Below are 21,152 nucleotides of genomic sequence, written 5' to 3'. Positions count from 1 at the left end.
CGCCCCTGACCCGGACCCAGGAAACGCCATGCCCCGTATTTCGGCCCAGACCTTTACCCAGTACCTGCCCATCCTGACATGGGCAAAAGAGTACAACCGCGACACTGCCTCATCCGACATTCTGGCCGCCGTCATCGTGACGATCATGCTGATCCCGCAGTCGCTGGCCTATGCGCTGCTGGCTGGATTGCCCGCCGAGATGGGGCTGTATGCGTCGATCCTGCCGCTGGTGGCTTATGCGATCTTCGGCACCAGCCGCGCGCTGGCAGTTGGTCCCGTCGCGGTCGTCTCGCTGATGACCGCCGCCGCCATCGGCAATCTGGGCTTGTCGGACCCGGCCCAGATCGCGCTGGCCGCCGGGACGCTGGCCTTTATCTCTGGCGCGCTGCTATTGGTGCTGGGCGTGCTCAGGCTGGGTTTTCTGGCCAACTTCCTGTCGCATCCGGTGATTGCCGGGTTCATCACCGCCTCGGGCGTGCTGATCGCCGCCTCTCAGCTTAAACATATCTTCGGGATCGAGGCGCATGGCCACACGTTGATCACGGTCGTCGGATCTCTGTTCGAGAACCTGTCGCAGACCAGCCTTATCACCCTTGTGATCGGCGTCAGCGCGACCGCCTTTCTGTTCTGGGTCCGCAAGGGGCTAAAGCCGCGCCTGCTGGCTGCGGGGCTAAAGCCGCGCCTTGCCGACGTGCTGGCCAAGGCCGGGCCGGTCGGTGCCGTTGCTGTCACGACGCTTGTCACATGGCTGTTCGGCCTGCAAAATGCGGGCGTCAAAATCGTTGGCGAGGTGCCCACCGGCCTGCCACCGCTGACCATGCCCTCACTGTCGCCGGACCTGTGGAACCAGTTGTTCCTGTCCGCCGTGCTGATCTCCATCATCGGCTTTGTCGAATCCGTCTCTGTCGCGCAAACCTTGGCCGCCAAGAAACGCCAGCGCATCCAACCCGATCAGGAACTCATCGGCCTTGGCGCGTCGAACGTCGCCGCCGCCGTATCGGGCGGCTATCCGGTCACCGGTGGTTTTGCCCGGTCGGTCGTGAACTTTGACGCGGGCGCCGAGACCCCGGCGGCGGGTGCCTTTACCGCTATTGGTATCGGCATCGCGGCCCTGCTGCTGACGCCGCTGCTGTTCTTTCTCCCCAAGGCCACGCTGGCCGCCACGATCATCGTCGCGGTTCTGGGCCTTGTCGATTTCTCGATCCTGAAAAGGGCTTGGAGTTATTCCAAGGTCGATTTCGCCGCCGTCTTTGCAACCATCGCCCTCACCCTTGGGTTTGGCGTTGAAATAGGGGTCTCATCGGGGGTTCTGATTTCGATCGGGCTACACCTGTACCAGACATCGCGCCCCCATGTGGCAGAGGTCGGGCTGGTGCCGGGTACCCATCATTTCCGCAACATCAATCGGCACAAGGTCGAAACCCACCCGCACCTTGTCACGCTGCGCGTCGACGAAAGCCTGTACTTCGCAAATGCGCGCTTTCTTGAGGATTATGTGCTGGGCCGCGTCGCCTGCGATGAACCGATCCAACATGTTGTGCTGATGTTCCCCGCCGTGAACGAGGTCGACATGAGCGCGCTGGAAACGCTGGAGGAACTGAACCGCCGCCTGTCGGAAATGGGCATCCAGATGCACCTGTCAGAGGTCAAAGGCCCGGTGATGGACCGCCTGCAACGGTCGCATTTCCTCGACGATCTGACGGGACGGGTATTCCTGTCGCAATACGACGCCTGGCAGGCGCTGGAACAGCCAAAACCACCCGCGCCGGATGCCTCAGAGACGGACGCGGCCTGACCGCCCAAGCGCAAAGATTTCGTCGGCTTCAAAAACCGCAATGGACATCGGGCGGCCGTATCCGGCCCCGGTGTCCAGATTCAGCCGGTTTGGCTTTAGTTCTGGAGCCTTGACCGGCGTATGACCGTGTACGATCAACGCGCCATGGTCGCGGGTGTCTTCCAGAAACTCCTGCCGGATCCACAGCAGGTCTTCCTCGTCCTGGTCCGCCAGCGGCACGCCGGGACGCACCCCCGCGTGGACAAAAAACTTGCCCATCTCGCGGTGCGACAGTTGCAGGCCCTGCAAGAACGCCAGATGCCCGTCCGGCAGCGCGGCCCGAAACTCGGCCGCCAGCTCTTTCTGGCGGATTCGCTCCGGCACATCGACACCGTAGGATTGCGCCGTTTCCAGCCCGCCGAGCCGTTCATGAAACCAGTGATACCCTATCAGCAGATGCGAATCCTGCCGGGGTACGGGCGGGGCAACAAACCATTCGAACAGACGGTCATGGTTGCCCTTGAGACAGATCCAGTTACGCCCCTCCGCCAATCCCTGACGAAGCCGTTCGATCACCCCGCGTGAGTTCGGTCCGCGATCGACATAGTCGCCCAGAAAGACGATGCGCGCGTTGGGACCGCCATCGCGTTCGATCCGGTCTAAAGCGTCTTCCAGCATGGCCAACTGGCCGTGAATGTCGCCGATGGCGTAGAGTGTGTCGATCATGAATGCCGGTTAGCATGATCGCCCACGCACGGCCAGTCCGCGCCGTTACCCGTTGCCTACAACGGCACTATTTCGGGCCAATGGCACCGCTCCCTCTGGAATGCACACATGGCGATGCCTAAACTGGCAGCATCTCACCAACATGGAGACTGTCATGTCTGCCCCCACCCTGCCCCTCACAGGATCTTGCCGCTGTGGCCGCGTCCATATCTGCATCACCGCGCCGCCGCTGATGACTTCCGTGTGTCACTGTCGCGGCTGTCAAAAGATGTCGTCCAGTGCCTTTTCCCTGACCGTCATGGTGCCATCCGGCGCGCTGGAGGTCACGCAGGGAGAGCCGGTTGTCTGCGGCACCCATGGCCCCGATCAGGACCACATGGCTTGCCCCTACTGCATGACGTGGATGTTCACCCGCATTACCGCCTATGATGACTTCGTAAACGTGCGCCCGACGATGTTTGATGACACGACGTGGTTTAAGCCCTTCATCGAAACGATGACCCGCGAGAAACTGCCTTGGGTCCACGTCCCGGTTGAGCACAGCTATGAGGCATGGCCGCCGATGGACCAGTTCGAAACCCTAGTGGCGGCCTACGCCACACGCGGCTAACCCCCAAGCAAAGAAAAAACCCCTCCCGGCAGGCGGGAGAGGGTTGCGTCGATCCGGCAAGGGATCGCAGGTATCAGACCACGTCGAATTGCAGCGGCTTGATCTGTTTGAACAGGCCGGTTTCTGCCAGTTGCGCCCGCGCCTCGGCCGGGACCGGCTCATCGACATACAGCAGCGCAATCGCCTCACCGCCCGCATCCTTGCGGCCAAGGGTAAAGTTCGCGATGTTCACACCGTTGCGGCCCATGGTCTGGCCCAGTGCGCCGATGATACCCGGCTCATCGGTGTTGGTGGTGTACAGCATGTGCGCCCCCACCTCGGCGTCGATGTTGATGCCCTTGATCTGGATGAACCGCGGCTTGCCGTCGCTGAACACCGTGCCCGCGATGGAACGCTCGCGCTTATCCGTGACAACCGTCACCTTGATATAGCCCTCGAACGCACCGGATTGCGCCTGATTGGTGGTCGAGATCTTGATGCCGCGCTCTTTGGCGATGATCGGCGCGGACACCATGTTCACGTCAGAGCTCATCGGCTTCATGATCCCGGCGATAGCGGCGCAGTTCAGCGCCTGCAGGTTCATCGTGGCGGCCTCACCATCATAGAGGATGTTGATGGCCTTGATCGGCTCATCGGTCATCTGACCGATGAAGGCACCCAGATGTTCGGACAGCTTGATCCACGGGCCCATGACCTTGGCCTCTTCGGCAGTCACAGACGGCATGTTGAGCGCGTTTTGCACAGCGCCGGTCATCAGGTAATCGGACATCTGCTCAGCCACTTGCAGCGCCACGTTTTCCTGCGCCTCAGAGGTCGACGCCCCAAGGTGCGGGGTGCAGACCACGTTCGGCAGACCGAACAACGGATTTTCCTTGGCGGGTTCCTCGGCGAAGACGTCAAAGGCCGCTCCGGCAACATGACCCGACTTGATGAGCTCTGCCAAAGCGGTCTCATCGACCAGACCGCCACGCGCACAGTTGATGATCCGCACGCCTTTCTTGGTCTTTTCAAGGTTCTCCTTGGACAGGATATTGCGGGTCTGATCGGTCAGCGGCACATGCAGAGTGATGAAATCGGCGCGCTTGAGCAGCTCATCCAGATCATCGACCTTGTCGACCTGCATCTGCTTGGCTTTTTCCTCGCTCAGGAAGGGATCATAGGCCACGACCTTCATTTTCAGGCCGCGCGCACGGTCACAAACGATGCCGCCGATGTTGCCCGCGCCGATGACGCCCAGTGTCTTGCCGGTCAGCTCGACGCCCATGAACTTGGACTTTTCCCACTTGCCGGCGTGGGTCGAGGCCGATGCCTCGGGGATCTGGCGCGCCACGGCGAACATCATCGCGATGGCGTGTTCGGCGGTGGTGATCATGTTGCCGAACGGCGTGTTCATCACGATCACGCCCTTCTTGGACGCGGCTTCCTTATCGACGTTGTCGGTGCCGATGCCCGCGCGACCCACGACCTTGAGGATGGTGGCATGCTCAAGGATCGTCGGCGTCACCTTGGTGGCCGAACGAATGGCAAGGCCATCATACTGGCCGATGATCTCGGCCAGCTTGTCCTTGTCCTTACCCACGTCGGGCAGGAAATCCACGTCGATCCCGCGATCGCGAAAGATCTGAACGGCGGCGTCAGAGAGTTTGTCGGAAATGAGAACTTTGGGTGCGGTCATGTGCTACGCGCCCCGGATTTGATCCGGGGCCTCCTGCTGGAAGGATGGAATGGGAAAGAGGCCCCGGGTCACGCCCGGGGCATGTGGTGTCAGGCCGCTTGCGACAGCGCCTCGATCTCGGCGTGAAAGGCGTATTCCAGCCACGGCAGCATCGCCTCGACGTCCGAGGTTTCAACCGTGCCGCCGCACCAGATCCGCAGACCGGCAGGCGCATCACGATAGGCGCCAACGTCCAGCGCCACACCTTCGGCCTCCAGCCGCTTGGCCACGGCCTTGGCAAAGACCGGACCGTCGGTGATGCGCGCATCGGTGAACTTGAGGCAGACAGAGGTATTCGACCGTGTCGCCGCATCCACGGCAAGGTTATCGATCCAGTCGCGCGCCGCGCAGAAATCCCAGATGGCTTTCGCATTGGCATCGGCCCGCGCGATCAGCCCCTTCAGGCCACCGACAGAGCGCGCCCAGTCCAGCGCCACAAGGTAATCCTCAACCGCCAGCATCGACGGCGTGTTGATCGTCTCACCGACAAAGATACCCTCGATCAGCTTGCCGCCTTTGGTCAGGCGGAAAATCTTGGGCAGCGGCCATGCGGGGGTGTAGCTTTCCAGCCGCTCAACGGCACGCGGGCTCAGGATCAGCATCCCATGCGCCGCTTCGCCGCCCAGCACCTTCTGCCAGGAGAAGGTGGTCACATCCAGCTTGTCCCAGGGAAGGTCCATCGCATAGGCGGCAGAGGTCGCGTCGCAGATGGTCAGACCTTCGCGGTCCGCCGGGATCGCGTCGCCCGAAGGCATCCGCACGCCGGAAGTGGTGCCGTTCCATGTGAACACAACGTCGGTTTTGTAATCCAGCGCCGCCATATCAACGATCTCGCCGTATTCGGCGATCTTCACTTCGGCGTCGATTTTCAACTGCTTGACCACATCCGTGACCCAGCCCGCGCCAAAGCTTTCCCAAGCAACCATCGTCGCCTTGCGGGCCCCCAGCAGCGACCACATCGCCATCTCGACGGCGCCAGTGTCCGAGGCCGGCACAATGCCGATCCGGTAGTCGGCGGGAATGTTCAAAAGCTCACGCGTCTCTTCGATCGCGGCCTTCAGCTTATCCTTGCCGATCTTCGCACGGTGCGAGCGGCCAAGGGCGGCATCCGCCAGCTTTTCAAGCGTGAATGTGGGGATCTTGGCGCAGGGGCCAGAGGAGAAACGCGGATTAGCCGGCCGCGTTGCCGGTGCAGTCGTAGTCATATCTGCTAACCTTCCAGATAGATGCCCCTCGTTGGGGAGGGGTGTCCCACGGACGCATCTACGCCACCGCCCACACGGCGGCAAGTCGGAATCACGTCGGATTCAGCGGCCATTGCGTCGGATTTCCCCCTCAGCAACACACGCCCGACGCGCATCGGAAACAAACCGCCCGTCCCGGCGCACCATCAGCGAATCCCTTATCGAACGCGCCACCTGTGCTAGGCTGACGTCTCAAGCATTTGCCGGAGATCTTCATGACACGCATTTTTCTTGCCCTATTGCTCTCATCTCTTGCCGCCTCGGCGCAGGCCTTTTGCGGCTTTTACGTCGCCAAGGCAGACGGATCGCTGTTCAACGAAAGCTCTAAGGTTGTCTTTGTCCGCGACGGCGACAGGTCGGTGATCACCATGTCCTCGGACTATCGTGGCGCACCTTCGGATTTTGCCCTGATCGTGCCCACGCCCCGTGTGCTGCTGCGCGACCAGATCCGCACCGTCGAGGCAGAGACCGTCCAGCACCTGGACGATTACACCGCACCGCGCCTTGTCGAATATCATGACCGCGACCCCTGCTCGCCCATCCCGCGGCCAATGATCTCCATGACCGCCGTCGTGAATGAGGCCGCGCCGCCGCTGGCCGTGCGCGCCCGTGCGCTGGGTGTCACGATCGAAGCGGAATATGCGGTCGGCACCTATGACATCCTGATCCTAGGGGCCGAGCAGTCCGACGGTCTGGTCACCTTCCTGACCGGAGAGGGCTACAATATGCCCGATGGCGGAGAGGCGACGCTGCAACAGTACATCGATGGCGGGATGAAATTCTTTGTCGCCGGTGTGAACCTTGAACGGCATGAGGCCGCCGACACCAAGGAACTGCCACCACTTCAGATCGAATTCACCTCCAAGGATTTCATGCTGCCGATCCAACTGGGCAAGCTGAACGCCGACGGTCCGCAGGATGCGCTGTTCTTCATGCTGTCGCGCACCGGCCGCGTGGTGCCGACGAATTATGTCCCCGTCCAACTGCCCAGCAACATGGATGTCCCGCTGTTTGTCGAAGACGAATTTGGCGAGTTCTACCGCGCGCTCTTTGCGCAGGCCGCCCCGGATGAGGGCGGCATCGTGGTCGAATACGCATGGGACATGGCATGGTGTGACCCCTGCGCCGCCGATCCGCTGACCAATGCGCAACTGGCGGAACTGGGGGTCGACTGGCTGCCCGAAGAGACCGGCACCGGCCCGCTGTCCGGCCAGAACGTCTATGTCACCCGGCTGCACGCCCGCTATGAGGGCGACCAGATGGCCGAAGACGTGTTCTTTCGCGCCACCGAAGACCGGCAGAACTTTCAGGGCCGTTATGTGATGAACCACCCCTACACCGGTGAAATGACCTGCGAGGCGGGCAAGGACTATGTCCTGCGCACCAAGGCCCGCGTGCTGGATGAGGCGCGCGCGCTGGCGCGCCTGACCGGCTGGGACGAGGCCGATTTGCTGGAAAAGGCCCGCGCCTCAGTCCCGTCAGAGTATCGCTGATCCGGAAGTCCGGCGCCCCGAAGGACGGGGCGCCGATCCCTTATTCCTTTGGGCGGTTGTCGACGATCCGCACGGCCTTGCCTTGACTGCGTTCCACGCCACCCGGCGCGGCCACGTCCACCTTGACCGACACACCGACCACCTGCTTGACCCGCGCCGCCAGTTCGCGGCCCGCCTGATCGCCCAGTTCGACCGTGTCCGGCAATGTCTCAACCTTGACGCGCATCTCATCCTTGTGACCAACCCGGTTCAGCTCCAACTGGAAATGCGGGGCCAGTTCGCGCACCGTCATCAGCTGTTCCTCGATCTGGGTCGGGAAGACGTTGACGCCGCGCAGGATGATCATGTCATCCGACCGGCCCGTCACCTTTTCCATCCGCCGCATTGTCCGCGCCGTCCCCGGCAACAGCCGCGTCAGGTCGCGCGTGCGGTAACGGATCACCGGAAACGCCTCTTTGGTCAGCGAGGTAAAGACCAGTTCGCCCAGCTCCCCATCCGGCAACACCTCACCTGTTTCTGGGTCGATGATCTCGGGATAGAAATGGTCTTCCCAGATGTGCAGGCCATCCTTGGTCTCGACGCATTCGCTGGCAACACCCGGCCCCATCACCTCTGACAACCCGTAGATATCGACCGCATGCATATCAAAGGCGTCTTCGATCTCCAGCCGCATGGCGTTGGTCCACGGCTCTGCCCCGAAGATCCCGACCTTGAGTGGCGATTTGCGCGGGTCCAGCCCCTGCGCCACATATTCATCGATGATCGACAGCGAATAGGACGGCGTGACGGTGATCCCGGTGGCACCGAAGTCCTCGATCAGGCGCACCTGACGCTGTGTCATGCCGCCAGAAATCGGCACCGTGGCCAGACCCAACTTGTCCGCACCCAGATGGATGCCCATGCCGCCGGTGAACAGCCCGTACCCATAGGCGTTGTGCAGCACATCGCCGGGCTTTAGCCCCGCCGCGCGCAGCGACCGCGCGACAACCGTGCCCCAACTGTCCAGATCATTGGCGGTATACCCCACAACCGTCGGCTGCCCGGTGGTCCCGGATGAGGCATGAATGCGCCGCACCTGATCGCGCGGGACGGCAAACATGCCAAACGGGTAGGTCGCCCGCAGATCGGATTTCACCGCAAACGGAAACTTTGCCAGATCCGACAATGAGGTCAGGTCGTCCGGATGTACCCCCGCCGCGTCAAAACTGTCGCGATAATGCGCGACATTGTCATAGGCGTGGCGCAGCGACCATTTCAGGCGATCCAGCTGCAAGGCCGAAATTTCATCGCGCGAAGCGATTTCAATCGCATCAAGGCTGTCCTTGGACGGGGTCAAGTCTTCCATCTGGTCTCCTCCGGGATGGGAACGGCAGGCGCCTCAGGCGCCGTCTTGCAGGGTCAAATCGTCTTCGGGAAACAGCTGGCCCTTCACCGTGCGCGACAGGCCCCGCATCAGCGCCACCTTGCGCCCGTCACCGCCGGTCACGGTCACATCATAGACGCCGGACCGCCCGGTCAGCGCCTGTTCCTGTGCCGTCGCGGTCAGCCGTTCACCGGGCTGTCCGGGCGCCAGAAAGGTGATCTGGTTTTCCTGCGCGACGGTCAGGCGATTGTAGCTGTTGCAGGCAAAGGCAAAGGCGCTGTCGGCAAGGGTAAAGATGAAACCGCCGTGACAGATCTTGTGCCCGTTCAGGTGATGCGGCTGGACCTCCATCGACAGAACGGCCCGACCGGGCGCGATCTCTTCGATCCGCATACCCATCTGCTGACTTGCAGCGTCGTCGGCCCACATGGCCTCGGCTGCGCGCGTGGCGCGTTCCTGCGGTGTCATGGTGCTCCTCCCTCGATGCGGCGACACTGCCTAAAACCGACCGCACGGTCAAGTAAATTGAAACCCCGTCTCTACCCCCTTGATTTATGGGCCGAAGAGCGCAACTCTGGCATCATGAACAGCTTGACACCCTTCCCCGGACAGGGGCCCGCGCCAGAAGTGGTTGCCTTTCAACGGGCCGAGCTCAACGTGATCTTATCGCTTTACGGACGCATGGTCGCCGCCGGTGAATGGCGCGACTACGGCATCTCGTCACTACGCGAGGTGGCGGTGTTTTCCATCTTTCGCCGCACTGCCGAGAACCCGCTGTACCGGATTGAGAAACGCCCGAAACTGCGCAGCAAACAGGGCGAATACGCGATCTACGGGATGGAGGGTCAGGTTCTGAAACGCGGACATGACCTGCGCGCCGTGCTGCGTGTGCTGGAACGCAAACTGATCCGCGCGGTCAAGTAAGAGACGATCTTTCATCGAAAGATCGTCTCACCAGCGGCTCAACGCCGGGTCAGCCCTTGGTCGGGGTCAACATCGCGCACAGCATCTCGAACATGATCGACACGCCAAGGAAGGCGGTGTTGCCGCTTTGGTCGAAGGGCGGTGAGACCTCGACCAGATCCGCGCCGACAATGTTCAACCCGTTCAATTCGCGGCATACCTGCAAGGCCTGATAGCTGTTCGGTCCGCCCACCTCCGGCGTGCCGGTGCCGGGGGCAAAAGTCGGGTCGACGAAATCGATGTCGTAGCTGACATAGGTCGGCGCAGCGCCCACGATGGCGCGCGCCTCTTGCATCACATCCGCGATGCCGCGCTCAAAGAATTCCTCAATCGTTACGATGCGGATGCCATTGGCGGCGGCAAAATCGCGATCTTCTGTGTCGTACATCGTGCCGCGAATGCCGATCTGGATCACCCGCTTCGGGTCCAGCAACCCCTCTTCGACCGCGCGGCGGAAAGGCGTGCCGTGGGTGTACATCGTGCCGCCAAAATAGCTGTTGAACAGGTCGGTGTGGCTGTCAAAGTGGATCATCCCCAACGGCCCATCCTTGGCCAGCGCCCGCAGCACCGGGAGTGAGGTCAGGTGATCGCCGCCCGCCGTCAGCGGACGGATGCCCGCCGCAACAACCTGCGCATAAAACGCGGTGATGCGCGCCATGCTGTCCTGAATATCCGCCGGGTTCGGTCCGACATCGCCCAGATCGGCACAATTGACCGTCTCAAACGGACGCATCCCGCTGGAAGCATGCTGCGCGCGGATCATGGTCGAGGCATCGCGCAACTGGCGCGGTCCGTGGCGCGGGCCGGGGCGGTTGGTCGTCCCACTGTCCCAAGGCACTCCGATCAGCCCCACCTGCACATCTTTGAACCGGGGATGATCCGCCGGAACATGGGGCAGACGCATGAAGGTCGGCACACCGGCAAAGCGTGGCAGATCGAAGCCGGAAACGGGATGGAAAAACGGATCGGACAAGGTTTTCTCCTGATGGTGCGGGACAGCGAGGGGCCAGCCCCTCGCGCTCCCCGGGATATTTTCAGACAGAAGAAGACAGGCGCGCGTGGCGAATGACAAGCCCGTCGCCCTGCGATTCGATACGGGCCACGGCCTGATTGATCGGCTCATAGGCAACTGCCATGGCATGCGCGTTGGCGTGCAGTATGGTATCCGTGTCCGACACCCAGGCCACATGACCTTTCCAGAACATCAGATCGCCACGTTGCGGCGGCGTGCCGGGGGGCAGCGCCGTGCCCAGCGCCTCTTGCATGTCGCTGTCACGCGGACAGGTTTGCCCGCAGCTGTTCAGCGCAATTTGCACCAGCCCGGAACAATCGATCCCGAAGCTGCTGTCGCCGCCCCACAGATAGGGCGTGCCGAGCAGCTGTTCCGCCACGGCGACCGGATCGCTGTCCAGTCGGTCGATAGGAACGAGATGCTGGCTGGGCACATACAAATCCTGTGGGGCCGAATCTTGTGACCAGGCAACACGCGCCCAGCCGTCCGTGATTTCGAGAGCCGTCAGTCGCGTGCCCAGCGACAGCGGCGTGATCTGCCCCATCGCCTTGAGACCCGGCGTGGATTTTCCATAGCTGTGCGCGGCATTGACGCGATGCGTTTCCACGGCCACCGGCGCGGCGATCAAGTCAGCCGCTGCCATCCAGCCGGTATAGCCGTCTTGTTGCGCAAACCCGAACGCCATGCCGCCCTGCAGATCCAACACGCGAAAACCGTCGCCGCGCAGCAATTGCCGGTCGCGCCCGCCATCGGGTTTTGCCAGCAGATCCGCGACCGGGCGTATCACCCTGTGAGGCTCTCCTTCGACAAAGCATTCCGCTTCGACCTGCCCGCGCAACGACACATGCGCGACCCGGCCATTGGAGGGGGTCAGGCGACGGTCCATCATAGCTCCAACACCTGCGGCAGCGCGCCCAGAATGGCGCGCGGACCCTGCATCAACCCGCCCTTGGAGCGGCCGGGCTCTGGCTTGGGTTGCCACGAATAGATGTCAAAATGGGCATAGCGTGCCGCCTGTCCGGTGAACCGCCGCAGGAACAGCGCCGCCGTGATCGACCCGGCAAAGCCCCCCGCAGGCGCGTTGTCCAGATCGGCGATCCCCGGCTCAATCATTGGCTCATAGGGATCATGGAACGGCATCCGCCAGACCGGGTCGGCAGCGCCGGGTGCCGCCTGCGACAGGGCGGCGGCGAAATCCTCGGCATCTGTGTAAAACGGCGCCAGATCCGGCCCGACCGCCACCCGCGCGGCCCCCGTCAACGTCGCCATCGAGATCATCAGATCGGGCGTTTCCTCATCGGCGTAGGCAAGCGCATCGGCCAGCACCAACCGCCCTTCCGCGTCGGTGTTGTTGATTTCAACCGTCAGCCCCTTGCGGGAGGTCAGGATGTCGCCGGGGCGGAAACTGTTGCCCGCAACGCTGTTTTCCACCGCCGGGATCAGCAACCGCAGCCGTACCGGAAGGCCCAGCGCCATGATCGCCTGCGCAAGGCCCAGCGTGTTCGCCGCCCCGCCCATGTCCTTTTTCATGATCCCCATCGACGCACTCGGCTTCAGGTTTAGACCGCCGGTATCAAAACAGACCCCTTTGCCGACCAGCGTCAGCATCGGCCCGGTGTCGCCCCAGCGCATGTCGATCAGACGCGGCGCCTGTTCGGCGGCGCGGCCCACCGCGTGGATCATGGGAAAGTTCTGTTCCAGCAACGCCTCGCCGGTGATCACCTCGATCGACGCGCCGTGCGTGTTGGCCAGATCGCGCGCTGCCGCCTCCAGCGCCTCGGGGCCCATGTCAGAGGCGGGCGTATTCACCAGGTCGCGGGTCAATGCCTCGGCCGCGGCCAAAACCTCGATCCGGGCGGCGTCCACACCGTCGGGGGCGACCAGCGTCTTTTGCACAGCAGTTCCGGCGCTGTAGCGGGTGAACTGATAGCCTGCCAGCAGCCAGCCCAGCGCCTCGGTCGTGGCGGCGTCGGACGGCAGGCCCGACGCGATATGGTACGTCCCCGGTGCCAAACCGGGCAGCGCGCCGGCCAGCGCAAACCGCTGGCGTGCACGCTGGCCTGCCGTCCCATAGCCTGCAAGCGCCGCCTCGGGGGTGCCATCCGCCCCCGGCACCATCAGCGCCGTGTTCAGCGCGCCGGTGAACCCGCTGGCCGTGACCCAGGCGCGCACCCGCGCGTCTTGACCCTGTAGCCAGGTGTCCAGAGACCCCGTTTCGATCAGGTGCAGCGGAAGGGCGGGCGCGTCGGACGCGGCAAAACGGTCAGGCATGTAGGCTCCATTGACAGGGTGCCCTTACCGTATTGCCTGCACGCCGCGCCGCAAGCGGATTTCATCGCGCGGCCCGCGCCGCCCCGTCAGACCGTGAATTCATTGATATCCCACAGCGCCGTCAGCGACCGTTCCCCGACGCGGGCCAGTCGCGCCAATGTGGCCGCCTCGGCCACCGCATCGCCCATTTCGATGCAAGCCGCGACGTCATGCGCCACCATGCTGAGCGAACACAGACCGATCTGGTCCGCAATCGCCGCCAGTGCGCGCAACCCCTTGTGCATGTCCTCACGCGGACCGGACAGCGCCTGCGTCTGCAACTGACACATCCGTTGTGCCAATTCTTCCATCGCGCGACACACCACACCCTCTGCTGCGCTCCGACCAAGGTCCGAACGCAGCGTTTCGATTTGCGCCCTGTCCATCGCCGGACTTTCCGCCGGTGCCAGATACGTTACCTGTTTCACGTTTCACCCCATTCATGTGCTCCCACGCGGGGGCAACATGGACGAAACCAGGTTCCCAAAAGGTTATCCCAGATCGGTGTTTTCGCTCGAATTTCCTCTGTATTCGTCGTACTTGAGGCAATCAGAACCGACGACCGGAGACCTAAATGGAATTCGCCCGCCCCCTGCCCGGCTTTCTCGTGCAACGTTATCACGGCTGGAAAGCAACGACCCATGCCGAAAACAGCGCGTGGTATCAACGCCTTGCGACCGAAGGTCAACGTCCGCGCGCCATGGTGATTTCATGCTGCGATTCCCGTGTGCATGTCACCTCTATCTTTGGGGCGGACCAGGGAGAGTTCTTTATTCACCGTAACATCGCCAACCTTGTTCCGGTTTATGAACCCGACGGTCAGCATCACGGCACTTCGGCGGCGGTGGAATATGCCGTCATGGCGCTCAAGGTGGCGCATCTGATTGTGCTGGGCCATTCCAACTGCGGCGGTGTGCAGGGCTGTCTGGACATGTGCGAAGGCCGTGCGCCGGAACTGGAGGAAACCGCCTCTTTCGTAGGCCGCTGGATGGACATCCTGCGCCCCGGCTATGAGACCGTGAAAGGCCATGCTGACATGCCGCACGCGCTTGAAAAAGAGGCGGTGTCCGTGTCGCTGCGCAACCTCATGACCTTCCCCTTTGTGAAAGAGGCGGTCGAATCCGGCCGACTCAGCCTGCATGGCCTATGGGTCGACATCGGTGAGGGCGGGTTGCACACACTGGACGGCAAGACCGGGATCTTTGCCCCGGTCTAAAACGGTATTTGACTAGGCCTTCTGCGCCAGACTGGACGATGCCAGTTCGCCCGCCTGCCCTGTGCGATGTGCCCGCACGCGGGGGCGGCCGATGCGCTTTGCCAGCCTGGCCAGCGGGACGCCCAGATCACTGCCGGTACACAGCCCTTCGCCAGTATCGTTCAGGATCACCATCTGGCCCCGCCGAAACGTCAGCCCAAACCCCTTGCGCGCCAGCTGCTCGGACAAGGTCTGCCAGTTCTTGGCCCCCTCAAGGATCGGGGCGAGAAACAAACGCAACAACGCCAGTGCTTCACTGTCGAGCGGCCTTGGCAGGCCCGAAGATTTGGGGGAATTTGGCCCGTTGGCCTGGGAAAGTGCTGCCTGTAGCATGATCGCATCCTTACCGATCCAAAAACCGTGGCACGCAAATGCGGCAAAACTGCGGCAACCTCACGCCCAGTCAAAGGATTCTTCCTAAAGCGCAAACAAGCCCTTAATCCGGCGTGCGATCGCAGGGGCACACGGCGCGATGCCTGTTTTACCTACATTTGAAATGACAACAGGCCCGCGCCGGGGGGCGCGGGCCTGTTTCAGGTCAATTTCACGTCGCGCGGCCTTGCAGCGCGCGGTCGGGCACTCAGCCCTTTTTCAGCGCCTTCTGGCCCAGAACTTCGGCGATCTGCACCGCGTTCAGCGCCGCGCCCTTGCGCAGGTTGTCGCTGACGCACCACAGGTTCAGACCGTTGTCGATGGTGCTGTCCTGACGGATGCGGCTGATGAAGGTGGCGAAATCGCCGACGCATTCCTTGGGAGTGACGTAGCCGCCATCCTCACGCTTATCGATCACCATGATGCCGGGGGCCTCGCGCAGGATGTCGCGCGCCTCATCCTCGTCCAGATGATCCTCGAACTCGATGTTGATCGCCTCGGAGTGGCCAACAAAGACCGGCACCCGCACACAGGTGGCTGTGACCTTGATCTTGGGGTCGATGATCTTTTTCGTCTCCGCCACCATCTTCCACTCTTCCTTGGTGGACCCGTCTTCCATGAAGACGTCGATGTGCGGAATCACGTTAAAGGCAATTTCCTTGGTGAACTTGGTCGGCGGCACGTCCTTGGTCGGGTTGTAGACCGCCTTGGTCTGCTCCCACAGCTCATCCATGCCTTCTTTGCCTGAACCGGACACCGACTGGTATGTCGAGACGACAACACGCTTGATCCGCGCGCGGTCATGCAGTGGCTTGAGCGCGACGACCATTTGCGCCGTCGAACAGTTGGGGTTCGCGATGATGTTTTTCTTGGTGTAGCCCATGACCGCGTCGGCGTTCACTTCCGGTACGATCAGCGGAACGTCCGGGTCGTAGCGATACAAGGACGAGTTGTCGATCACGACACAGCCCGCCGCGGCGGCCTTGGGCGCGAATTCTTTGGTCGGGCCAGAGCCGACGGCAAACAGGGCGATGTCCCAGCCAGTGAAATCGAAAGTGGCCAGATCCTTGGTCTTGAGGGTCTTGTCGCCAAAGCTCACCTCTGTGCCCAGCGATTTGCGCGAGGCGAGTACGGCGATCTCGTCGACGGGGAACGCCCGCTCGGCGAGGATGTTGAGCATTTCGCGGCCCACGTTGCCCGTGGCACCAACGACGACAATACGGTAGCCCATATGGCCCTCCTTAGGGGTTGCGCCGCCACCCACGCGCGGATCGCACGGCCAGCGGAATGGCGCGTGTCATATCGCAGGCGCAGCATGGGCGAAAGCCCCCATTCGTTGCTCCACCGCCACTTCAACGGGCAACCGACCCGAATTACGCTCAAATTCGCCCGAAAAACCGGCATGCCCCCCTGGTGATAATCCGCTTGTACTCGCAACCGCAGAAATAAGCGGCTTGCTTGCTTGCGGTTGAGTAACCTAAGACAGAAAAAAGCGGAGTTGTCCTCGTCGACGAAACGGCCAAGCCTGGCGCAAGACCAGCCTCGTTTCGAACCCGGCAGATAGGCTCCCGGAACGTATCGACATGGGACACGGCAGAATGTTCTACAACCTCGTGATGGCCCTGTCCCGGACGCAAAAGCAACTGCTTTTCATCCTGATGGACGCTTTGGTCGTTCCGTTGGCGATGATTGCCGCGCTTGTCCTGTCGACCTCTGGCACAAGCGATCAACTGACCTTGTCCGCCCTCCTGCCCATGGTGATCCTGCTAACCGGCACCGGCGTTGCTGCGGGTTGGTCGCTGAGCCTGACCCGGATCACGCTCAACGCCTACGAGATGCGCGGCGTGATCCGGACTGCAACCTATGCCGGGATTTTGGGCGTGTTGGGCTTTGGCCTGAACACCGTCATGAGAACGGGCCTGCCAGTCGGAGCATTTGTGATCTTTGCGCTGCTCGTGCTGGTCATGTCCGCCTCTTGGCGGATCATCCTGCGGCAGGTCACGCTGAACATCTATCGCCACGGCAAGGACCGCGTGCGGGTGTTGATCTACGGCGCAGGGCAGACCGGTCAACAGCTGGTCGCCGCGTTGCGTCATGACGATGCCATCCTGCCGGTGGCCTTCATCGACGATAATCCCACGCTGCAAAGCCTGATTGTCGCGGGCCTGCGCGTCCATGCCCCCTCCAGCCTCAAGACGCTGGTGTTGGAAAAGGACATCGACCGCGTTGTCCTTGCCATGCCGTCGATCAGCCAGCCCGCGCTGGCACGCATCGCGCACAAGCTGCGCCATATCGGATGTGAGGTCCACGCCCTGCCCTCTTTCGCCGCCATGGTCGGCGAAGGTGAGATCCGCAAACAGGTCACTCCGGTATCGCTCCTTGATCTGCTGGGCCGCAGCCGGCTGGAAAGCGAACTGCCCGGCGTCAGCCACGTCTACTCTGGCCGCCGCATTCTGGTGTCTGGTGCGGGCGGTTCCATCGGTTCAGAGCTTTGCCGACAGTTGATTGCCTGCAAACCCGATTGCGTCGTGCTGGTCGATCACTCTGAACTGGCGCTCTACAACATCGACAAAGAACTGCGTGATATAGGCGACGGGCTGCATATCGTGCCGGTGCTGGGGTCGGTTGTGGACGAACGGCTGATGCGCGAAGTGCTGGTCGAAAACGACATCGACGTGGTGCTGCACGCCGCCGCCTACAAACATCTGCCGCTGGTTGAAAACAATGTGCTGTCCGGCCTGCGCAACAACGTACTGGGCACCAAGATCCTAGCGGATTCCGCCCGCTCTGCCGGGGTTGACCGGTTTATCCTTGTCTCGACGGACAAGGCGGTGCGCCCGACCAACGTCATGGGCGCGTCCAAGCGGTTGGCGGAACTGGTGGTCCAGGATCTGGCCGCCCGCACCCCCGGCACCCGATTTTCCATGGTCAGGTTCGGCAATGTGCTCGGCTCGTCCGGATCTGTCATCCCGCTGTTTGAGGAACAGATCCTGCGTGGCGGTCCGGTCACGTTGACGGACCCGCAGGTCACCCGCTATTTCATGACCATATCAGAGGCGGCGCGGCTGGTCCTGCTGGCCGGGTCGTTTGCCCGCGGTGGCGATGTCTTTGTGCTCGACATGGGCGATCCGGTTCCGATCCGCAAACTGGCCCGCCAGATGATCGAAGGCGCCGGGTTCACTGTCCGCGACGAAGACACCCCCCAAGGCGACATCGAGATCAAGATCACCGGCCTGCGTCCCGGCGAAAAGCTGCATGAAGAGCTGCTGATTTCCTCTGACATGCTGACCACCCCACACACAAAGATCCTGCGCGCGCAGGAAATCTTTCTGTCAGAGTTCGAAGTGGCCACCGCGATCAAGGATCTGCGGCAGGCCATCGAAACCCGCGATGAGGGGGCGGCGCGGGCGGTCATCTCACGCTGGGTCGAACAGGCCGAACTGGACGAAGCCGCGCAATCCAGCTGAGACAGGTTTTCACCGAAAACCCGTCTCACAGGCCAGACACAAGCCTCGAAATAGGCCCAGACCTTAGCGGTCCGGCAAATCGGTCCGCGTGTCCGCCGGACCCCAGTTTTCGACCAGTTCGACCGCCTCTGCCGCGCTTTCGACAAAGCGGAACAGGTCCAGATCCTCGGGGCTGATCGTGCCTGCCTCGGCCAGTGCGTCCCAGTTGATGATCCGCTCCCAGAATTCGCGCCCGAACAGCAACAGCGGCACCCGCTGCATGCGGCCCGTCTGGATCAGGGTCAGCGTCTCGAACAACTCATCCAGTGTGCCGAACCCGCCGGGAAACACACAGATCGCCCGCGCCCGCATCAGAAAGTGCATCTTGCGAATGGCGAAATAGTGAAAGTTGAACGCAAGGTCAGGGGTCACATAGGGGTTGGGCGCTTGCTCGTGAGGCAGCACGATGTTCAACCCGATGGACTGGCCGCCCTCATCATGCGCGCCACGGTTGCCCGCCTCCATGACACCGGGGCCGCCGCCGGTCACGATCACAAAGTCGCGGTTGCCGGTTTCCTTGGACTTGGCCGTCATCAACCGCGCAAATTCACGCGCCTCGTCATAGAACCGCGACAGATCGGCCAGCGTCTTGGTCCGCGCCGTATCCTTGTCCGGCGGGGCCGGGATACGCGCGCCGCCAAACAACACAACGGTCGAGTCGATGCCGTGTTCGTCCATCAGCATCTCGAACTTCTGCAATTCCAGTTGCAGACGCACCGGGCGCAACTCATCGCGGTACAGGAATTCATCATCCGCAAAGGCCAGCCGATAGCTGGGGGACAGCGTCTGCTGGGTTTCCGGGATTTGCTTTGCGGTATCGCGGTCCGTATGCGCATTGCGCAGCGGGCTGCGGCGGTCGTCTTTCATTGTGCGGCTCCTTGTTCGCCTTTCCTCAGAACTATAGCGTGCCGCTCCAAAGCGCCAGTTACCGCGAACATACGCCCCCATCACCGCAGGACAGCCGATGAATTGGAAAGCCGAGATCAAAGCAGCCGCCGACAGGATCAGCGGCTATACCGTGACCACCCCTATCATGACCACGGATGCGCTCTGGGAGCGTCCCGTCGCGATCAAGCTGGAGCATCTGCAACACACCGGCAGTTTCAAGGCGCGCGGCGCGTTCAACACCCTGCGTGCCGTTGATGTGCCCGCAGGCGGGGTGGTCGCCGCCTCGGGTGGCAATCATGGCGCGGCGGTGGGGTTTGCCGCGCACCGTCTGGGCCACAAGGCGCAGATCTTTGTCCCCGAGATCGCCGGTCCCGCCAAGATTGCCCTGATCGAACGCACCGGGGCCGACCTGACCGTGGTGCCCGGCGAATACGCCGATGCGCTGGACATGGCCAAACGCCATGAGCAACGGCACGGCGCGATGCAGGTCCACGCCTACGACGCCCCGCTGACCGTGGCGGGCCAAGGCACCTGCCTGCGCGAATGGGAAGCACAGGGGCTGGATGCCGACACCGTACTGATCGCCGTGGGCGGCGGCGGGCTGATCGGCGGGTCTCTGGCGTGGAACCAAGGCGCGCGCAAGATCGTCGCCGTTGAACCCGCCTCCTGCAACACGCTCCACGCCGCGATGACAGCAGGCGCACCGGTGGATGTCAGCGTCTCGGGCGTGGCCGCCAACGCGCTTGGCGCGCGCCGCATCGGTCAGATCTGCTTTGACCTCGCGCGAGAGCACGCCACCCCGGTCGTCACTGTCACGGACACGGCCATCACCGACGCCCAGCGCCTCCTGTGGCAAGCGCACCGCCTGCTGGTCGAACCCGCCGGGGCCTGCGCACTGGCCGCGCTGATCAGCGGTGCCTACATCCCCGCCCCAGACGAACGGGTGGCGGTGCTGCTGTGCGGCGGCAACATCGCCCCCGATCCGCTGGGATAAGGCCCATGGTGAAGGCGTGGCGGAGGATTGTTCCGCCACGACAGGACCGCTATAGGGCATCGGAACGTATTCCGAGGGGAGAGGGCACCATGTCCAACGCACAGCTTGAAACCGCCATCGAGGCCGCCTGGGAAAACCGGGCAGACATTACCCCGTCGACCACGGGTGAAACCCGCGACGCCATCGAGGACACGCTGAACGCGCTCGACAGTGGCAAGCTGCGGGTGGCCGAACGCGGCGACGACGGCACATGGCACGTCAACCAGTGGGCGAAAAAGGCCGTGCTGCTGGGCTTCCGCATCAAGGACATGGAACAGCAGGAAGGCGGACCGCAAGGCGCGGGCTGGTGGGACAAGGTCGACAGCAAGTTCAAAGGCTGGGGCGACAACCAGTGGAAGGCCGCAGGGTTCCGCGCCGTCCCTAACTGTATCGTGCGCAAATCCGCCTATCTCGCACCCGGCGTGGTGTTGATGCCGTCGTTTGTGAACCTCGGCGCCTATGTCGATGAGGGCACCATGGTCGATACATGGGCCACCGTCGGTTCCTGCGCGCAGATCGGCAAGAACGTCCACCTGTCCGGCGGCGTCGGCATCGGCGGCGTTCTGGAACCGATGCAGGCAGGCCCGACCATCATCGAGGACAACTGTTTTATCGGCGCTCGATCCGAGGTGGTCGAGGGCTGCATCGTCCGCGAAGGATCGGTTCTTGGCATGGGCGTCTTCATCGGCCAGTCGACCAAGATCGTCGACCGCGAAACCGGCGAAGTGATGTACGGTGAGGTTCCGCCCTACTCCGTCGTCGTCGCAGGCTCGATGCCCTCCAAGAACGGCATCAACCTGTACTGCGCCGTGATCGTGAAACGCGTGGATGAGCGGACCCGGTCCAAGACCGGCATCAACGAACTGCTGCGCGACTGATCCGCGACACA

20 protein-coding genes are annotated in these 21,152 nt (G+C 62.6%); 8 read left to right on the top strand and 12 right to left on the bottom strand.

All coding sequences use genetic code 11. The features are described from left to right. Nucleotides 1–28 precede the first annotated feature (28 nt). A complete protein-coding gene (locus ANTHELSMS3_RS07145) occupies nt 29–1,795 on the top strand; it encodes a SulP family inorganic anion transporter (protein ID WP_094034270.1) in 1,767 nt (588 codons plus the stop codon). On the opposite strand, the gene ANTHELSMS3_RS07140 is transcribed toward ANTHELSMS3_RS07145, so the two are convergent. Beyond that, nucleotides 1,775–2,500: a metallophosphoesterase family protein gene (locus ANTHELSMS3_RS07140; protein WP_094034269.1), complete on the bottom strand. Its 726-nt coding sequence runs from the start codon at nt 2,498–2,500 to the stop codon at nt 1,775–1,777. The genes ANTHELSMS3_RS07145 and ANTHELSMS3_RS07140 overlap by 21 nt on opposite strands. A 154-nt stretch (nt 2,501–2,654) precedes the next feature. Between ANTHELSMS3_RS07140 and ANTHELSMS3_RS07135 the strand changes: the two genes are divergently transcribed. Next, nucleotides 2,655–3,110, top strand: a complete 456-nt coding sequence (locus tag ANTHELSMS3_RS07135; RefSeq protein ID WP_094036982.1) for a GFA family protein — start codon at nt 2,655–2,657, stop codon at nt 3,108–3,110. Nucleotides 3,111–3,183: 73 nt separating this feature from the next. Here ANTHELSMS3_RS07135 and serA read toward each other — a convergent pair whose 3' ends face one another. Both serA and ANTHELSMS3_RS07125 read right to left on the bottom strand, forming a co-directional pair. Next, a complete protein-coding gene (gene serA, locus ANTHELSMS3_RS07130; RefSeq protein WP_094034268.1) occupies nt 3,184–4,785 on the bottom strand; it encodes a phosphoglycerate dehydrogenase in 1,602 nt (533 codons plus the stop codon). An 89-nt stretch (nt 4,786–4,874) separates the two neighbouring features. Continuing rightward, nucleotides 4,875–6,029, bottom strand: a complete 1,155-nt coding sequence (locus ANTHELSMS3_RS07125; protein ID WP_094034267.1) for a phosphoserine transaminase — start codon at nt 6,027–6,029, stop codon at nt 4,875–4,877. Between the two features lie 254 nt (nt 6,030–6,283). Here ANTHELSMS3_RS07125 and ANTHELSMS3_RS07120 point away from each other — a divergent pair, with 254 nt between their 5' ends. Beyond that, entirely contained in the window at nt 6,284–7,561 is a 1,278-nt protein-coding gene (locus ANTHELSMS3_RS07120) for a DUF2330 domain-containing protein (protein WP_094034266.1), read from the top strand. 40 nt (nt 7,562–7,601) lie between these two features. Here the strand turns inward: ANTHELSMS3_RS07120 and paaK are convergent, their stop codons facing one another. Together paaK and paaI are read right to left on the bottom strand one after the other, a co-directional pair. Further along, complete coding sequence (gene paaK, locus ANTHELSMS3_RS07115) at nt 7,602–8,906, bottom strand: phenylacetate--CoA ligase PaaK (RefSeq protein WP_094034265.1); 1,305 nt, start codon at nt 8,904–8,906, stop codon at nt 7,602–7,604. Nucleotides 8,907–8,939: 33 nt separating this feature from the next. Beyond that, nucleotides 8,940–9,392 carry a hydroxyphenylacetyl-CoA thioesterase PaaI gene (gene paaI / locus ANTHELSMS3_RS07110; protein ID WP_094034264.1) on the bottom strand — a complete coding sequence of 151 codons (453 nt, stop codon included), beginning with the start codon at nt 9,390–9,392 and terminating at the stop codon, nt 8,940–8,942. 114 nt (nt 9,393–9,506) lie between these two features. On the opposite strand from paaI, the gene ANTHELSMS3_RS07105 reads away from it, so the two are divergent. Further along, the gene (locus tag ANTHELSMS3_RS07105) at nt 9,507–9,848 is read left to right on the top strand and encodes a DUF2794 domain-containing protein (protein WP_094034263.1); all 342 of its coding nucleotides are present in this window, start codon (nt 9,507–9,509) and stop codon (nt 9,846–9,848) included. Nucleotides 9,849–9,897: 49 nt separating this feature from the next. On the opposite strand, the gene speB is transcribed toward ANTHELSMS3_RS07105, so the two are convergent. From speB to ANTHELSMS3_RS07085, 4 genes are all read right to left on the bottom strand, one after another. Next, nucleotides 9,898–10,860 (bottom strand): agmatinase, encoded by a 963-nt coding sequence (speB, locus tag ANTHELSMS3_RS07100; protein WP_094034262.1) that lies wholly within the window; start codon nt 10,858–10,860, stop codon nt 9,898–9,900. 61 nt (nt 10,861–10,921) lie between these two features. Beyond that, nucleotides 10,922–11,785 carry a C40 family peptidase gene (locus ANTHELSMS3_RS07095; protein ID WP_094034261.1) on the bottom strand — a complete coding sequence of 288 codons (864 nt, stop codon included), beginning with the start codon at nt 11,783–11,785 and terminating at the stop codon, nt 10,922–10,924. Then, the gene (locus ANTHELSMS3_RS07090) at nt 11,785–13,170 is read right to left on the bottom strand and encodes a leucyl aminopeptidase family protein (RefSeq protein ID WP_094034260.1); all 1,386 of its coding nucleotides are present in this window, start codon (nt 13,168–13,170) and stop codon (nt 11,785–11,787) included. Before ANTHELSMS3_RS07090 ends, ANTHELSMS3_RS07095 begins: the two co-directional genes overlap by 1 nt. An 86-nt stretch (nt 13,171–13,256) precedes the next feature. Continuing rightward, nucleotides 13,257–13,637 (bottom strand): hypothetical protein, encoded by a 381-nt coding sequence (locus ANTHELSMS3_RS07085; protein ID WP_254694872.1) that lies wholly within the window; start codon nt 13,635–13,637, stop codon nt 13,257–13,259. A gap of 146 nt (nt 13,638–13,783) precedes the next feature. Here ANTHELSMS3_RS07085 and ANTHELSMS3_RS07080 point away from each other — a divergent pair, with 146 nt between their 5' ends. Next, complete coding sequence (locus ANTHELSMS3_RS07080) at nt 13,784–14,425, top strand: carbonic anhydrase (protein WP_094034259.1); 642 nt, start codon at nt 13,784–13,786, stop codon at nt 14,423–14,425. A 12-nt stretch (nt 14,426–14,437) separates the two neighbouring features. On the opposite strand, the gene ANTHELSMS3_RS07075 is transcribed toward ANTHELSMS3_RS07080, so the two are convergent. Then, entirely contained in the window at nt 14,438–14,797 is a 360-nt protein-coding gene (locus ANTHELSMS3_RS07075; protein WP_254694871.1) for a hypothetical protein, read from the bottom strand. A gap of 247 nt (nt 14,798–15,044) precedes the next feature. Beyond that, entirely contained in the window at nt 15,045–16,067 is a 1,023-nt protein-coding gene (locus ANTHELSMS3_RS07070; RefSeq protein WP_094034258.1) for an aspartate-semialdehyde dehydrogenase, read from the bottom strand. 367 nt (nt 16,068–16,434) lie between these two features. Here ANTHELSMS3_RS07070 and ANTHELSMS3_RS07065 point away from each other — a divergent pair, with 367 nt between their 5' ends. Further along, a complete protein-coding gene (locus ANTHELSMS3_RS07065) occupies nt 16,435–18,303 on the top strand; it encodes a polysaccharide biosynthesis protein (protein WP_094034257.1) in 1,869 nt (622 codons plus the stop codon). Between the two features lie 63 nt (nt 18,304–18,366). Here ANTHELSMS3_RS07065 and ANTHELSMS3_RS07060 read toward each other — a convergent pair whose 3' ends face one another. Beyond that, complete coding sequence (locus tag ANTHELSMS3_RS07060; protein ID WP_094034256.1) at nt 18,367–19,209, bottom strand: TIGR00730 family Rossman fold protein; 843 nt, start codon at nt 19,207–19,209, stop codon at nt 18,367–18,369. A gap of 97 nt (nt 19,210–19,306) precedes the next feature. On the opposite strand from ANTHELSMS3_RS07060, the gene ANTHELSMS3_RS07055 reads away from it, so the two are divergent. Together ANTHELSMS3_RS07055 and dapD are read left to right on the top strand one after the other, a co-directional pair. After that, entirely contained in the window at nt 19,307–20,224 is a 918-nt protein-coding gene (locus ANTHELSMS3_RS07055) for a threonine/serine dehydratase (RefSeq protein ID WP_094034255.1), read from the top strand. 89 nt (nt 20,225–20,313) lie between these two features. After that, entirely contained in the window at nt 20,314–21,141 is an 828-nt protein-coding gene (gene dapD / locus ANTHELSMS3_RS07050) for a 2,3,4,5-tetrahydropyridine-2,6-dicarboxylate N-succinyltransferase (RefSeq protein WP_094034254.1), read from the top strand. Nucleotides 21,142–21,152: the final 11 nt, after the last annotated feature.

Source organism: Antarctobacter heliothermus (assembly GCF_002237555.1).
GTDB classification, from domain to species: Bacteria; Pseudomonadota; Alphaproteobacteria; order Rhodobacterales; family Rhodobacteraceae; genus Antarctobacter; species Antarctobacter heliothermus_B.
This window is presented reverse-complemented; position numbering and strand designations above follow the sequence as displayed.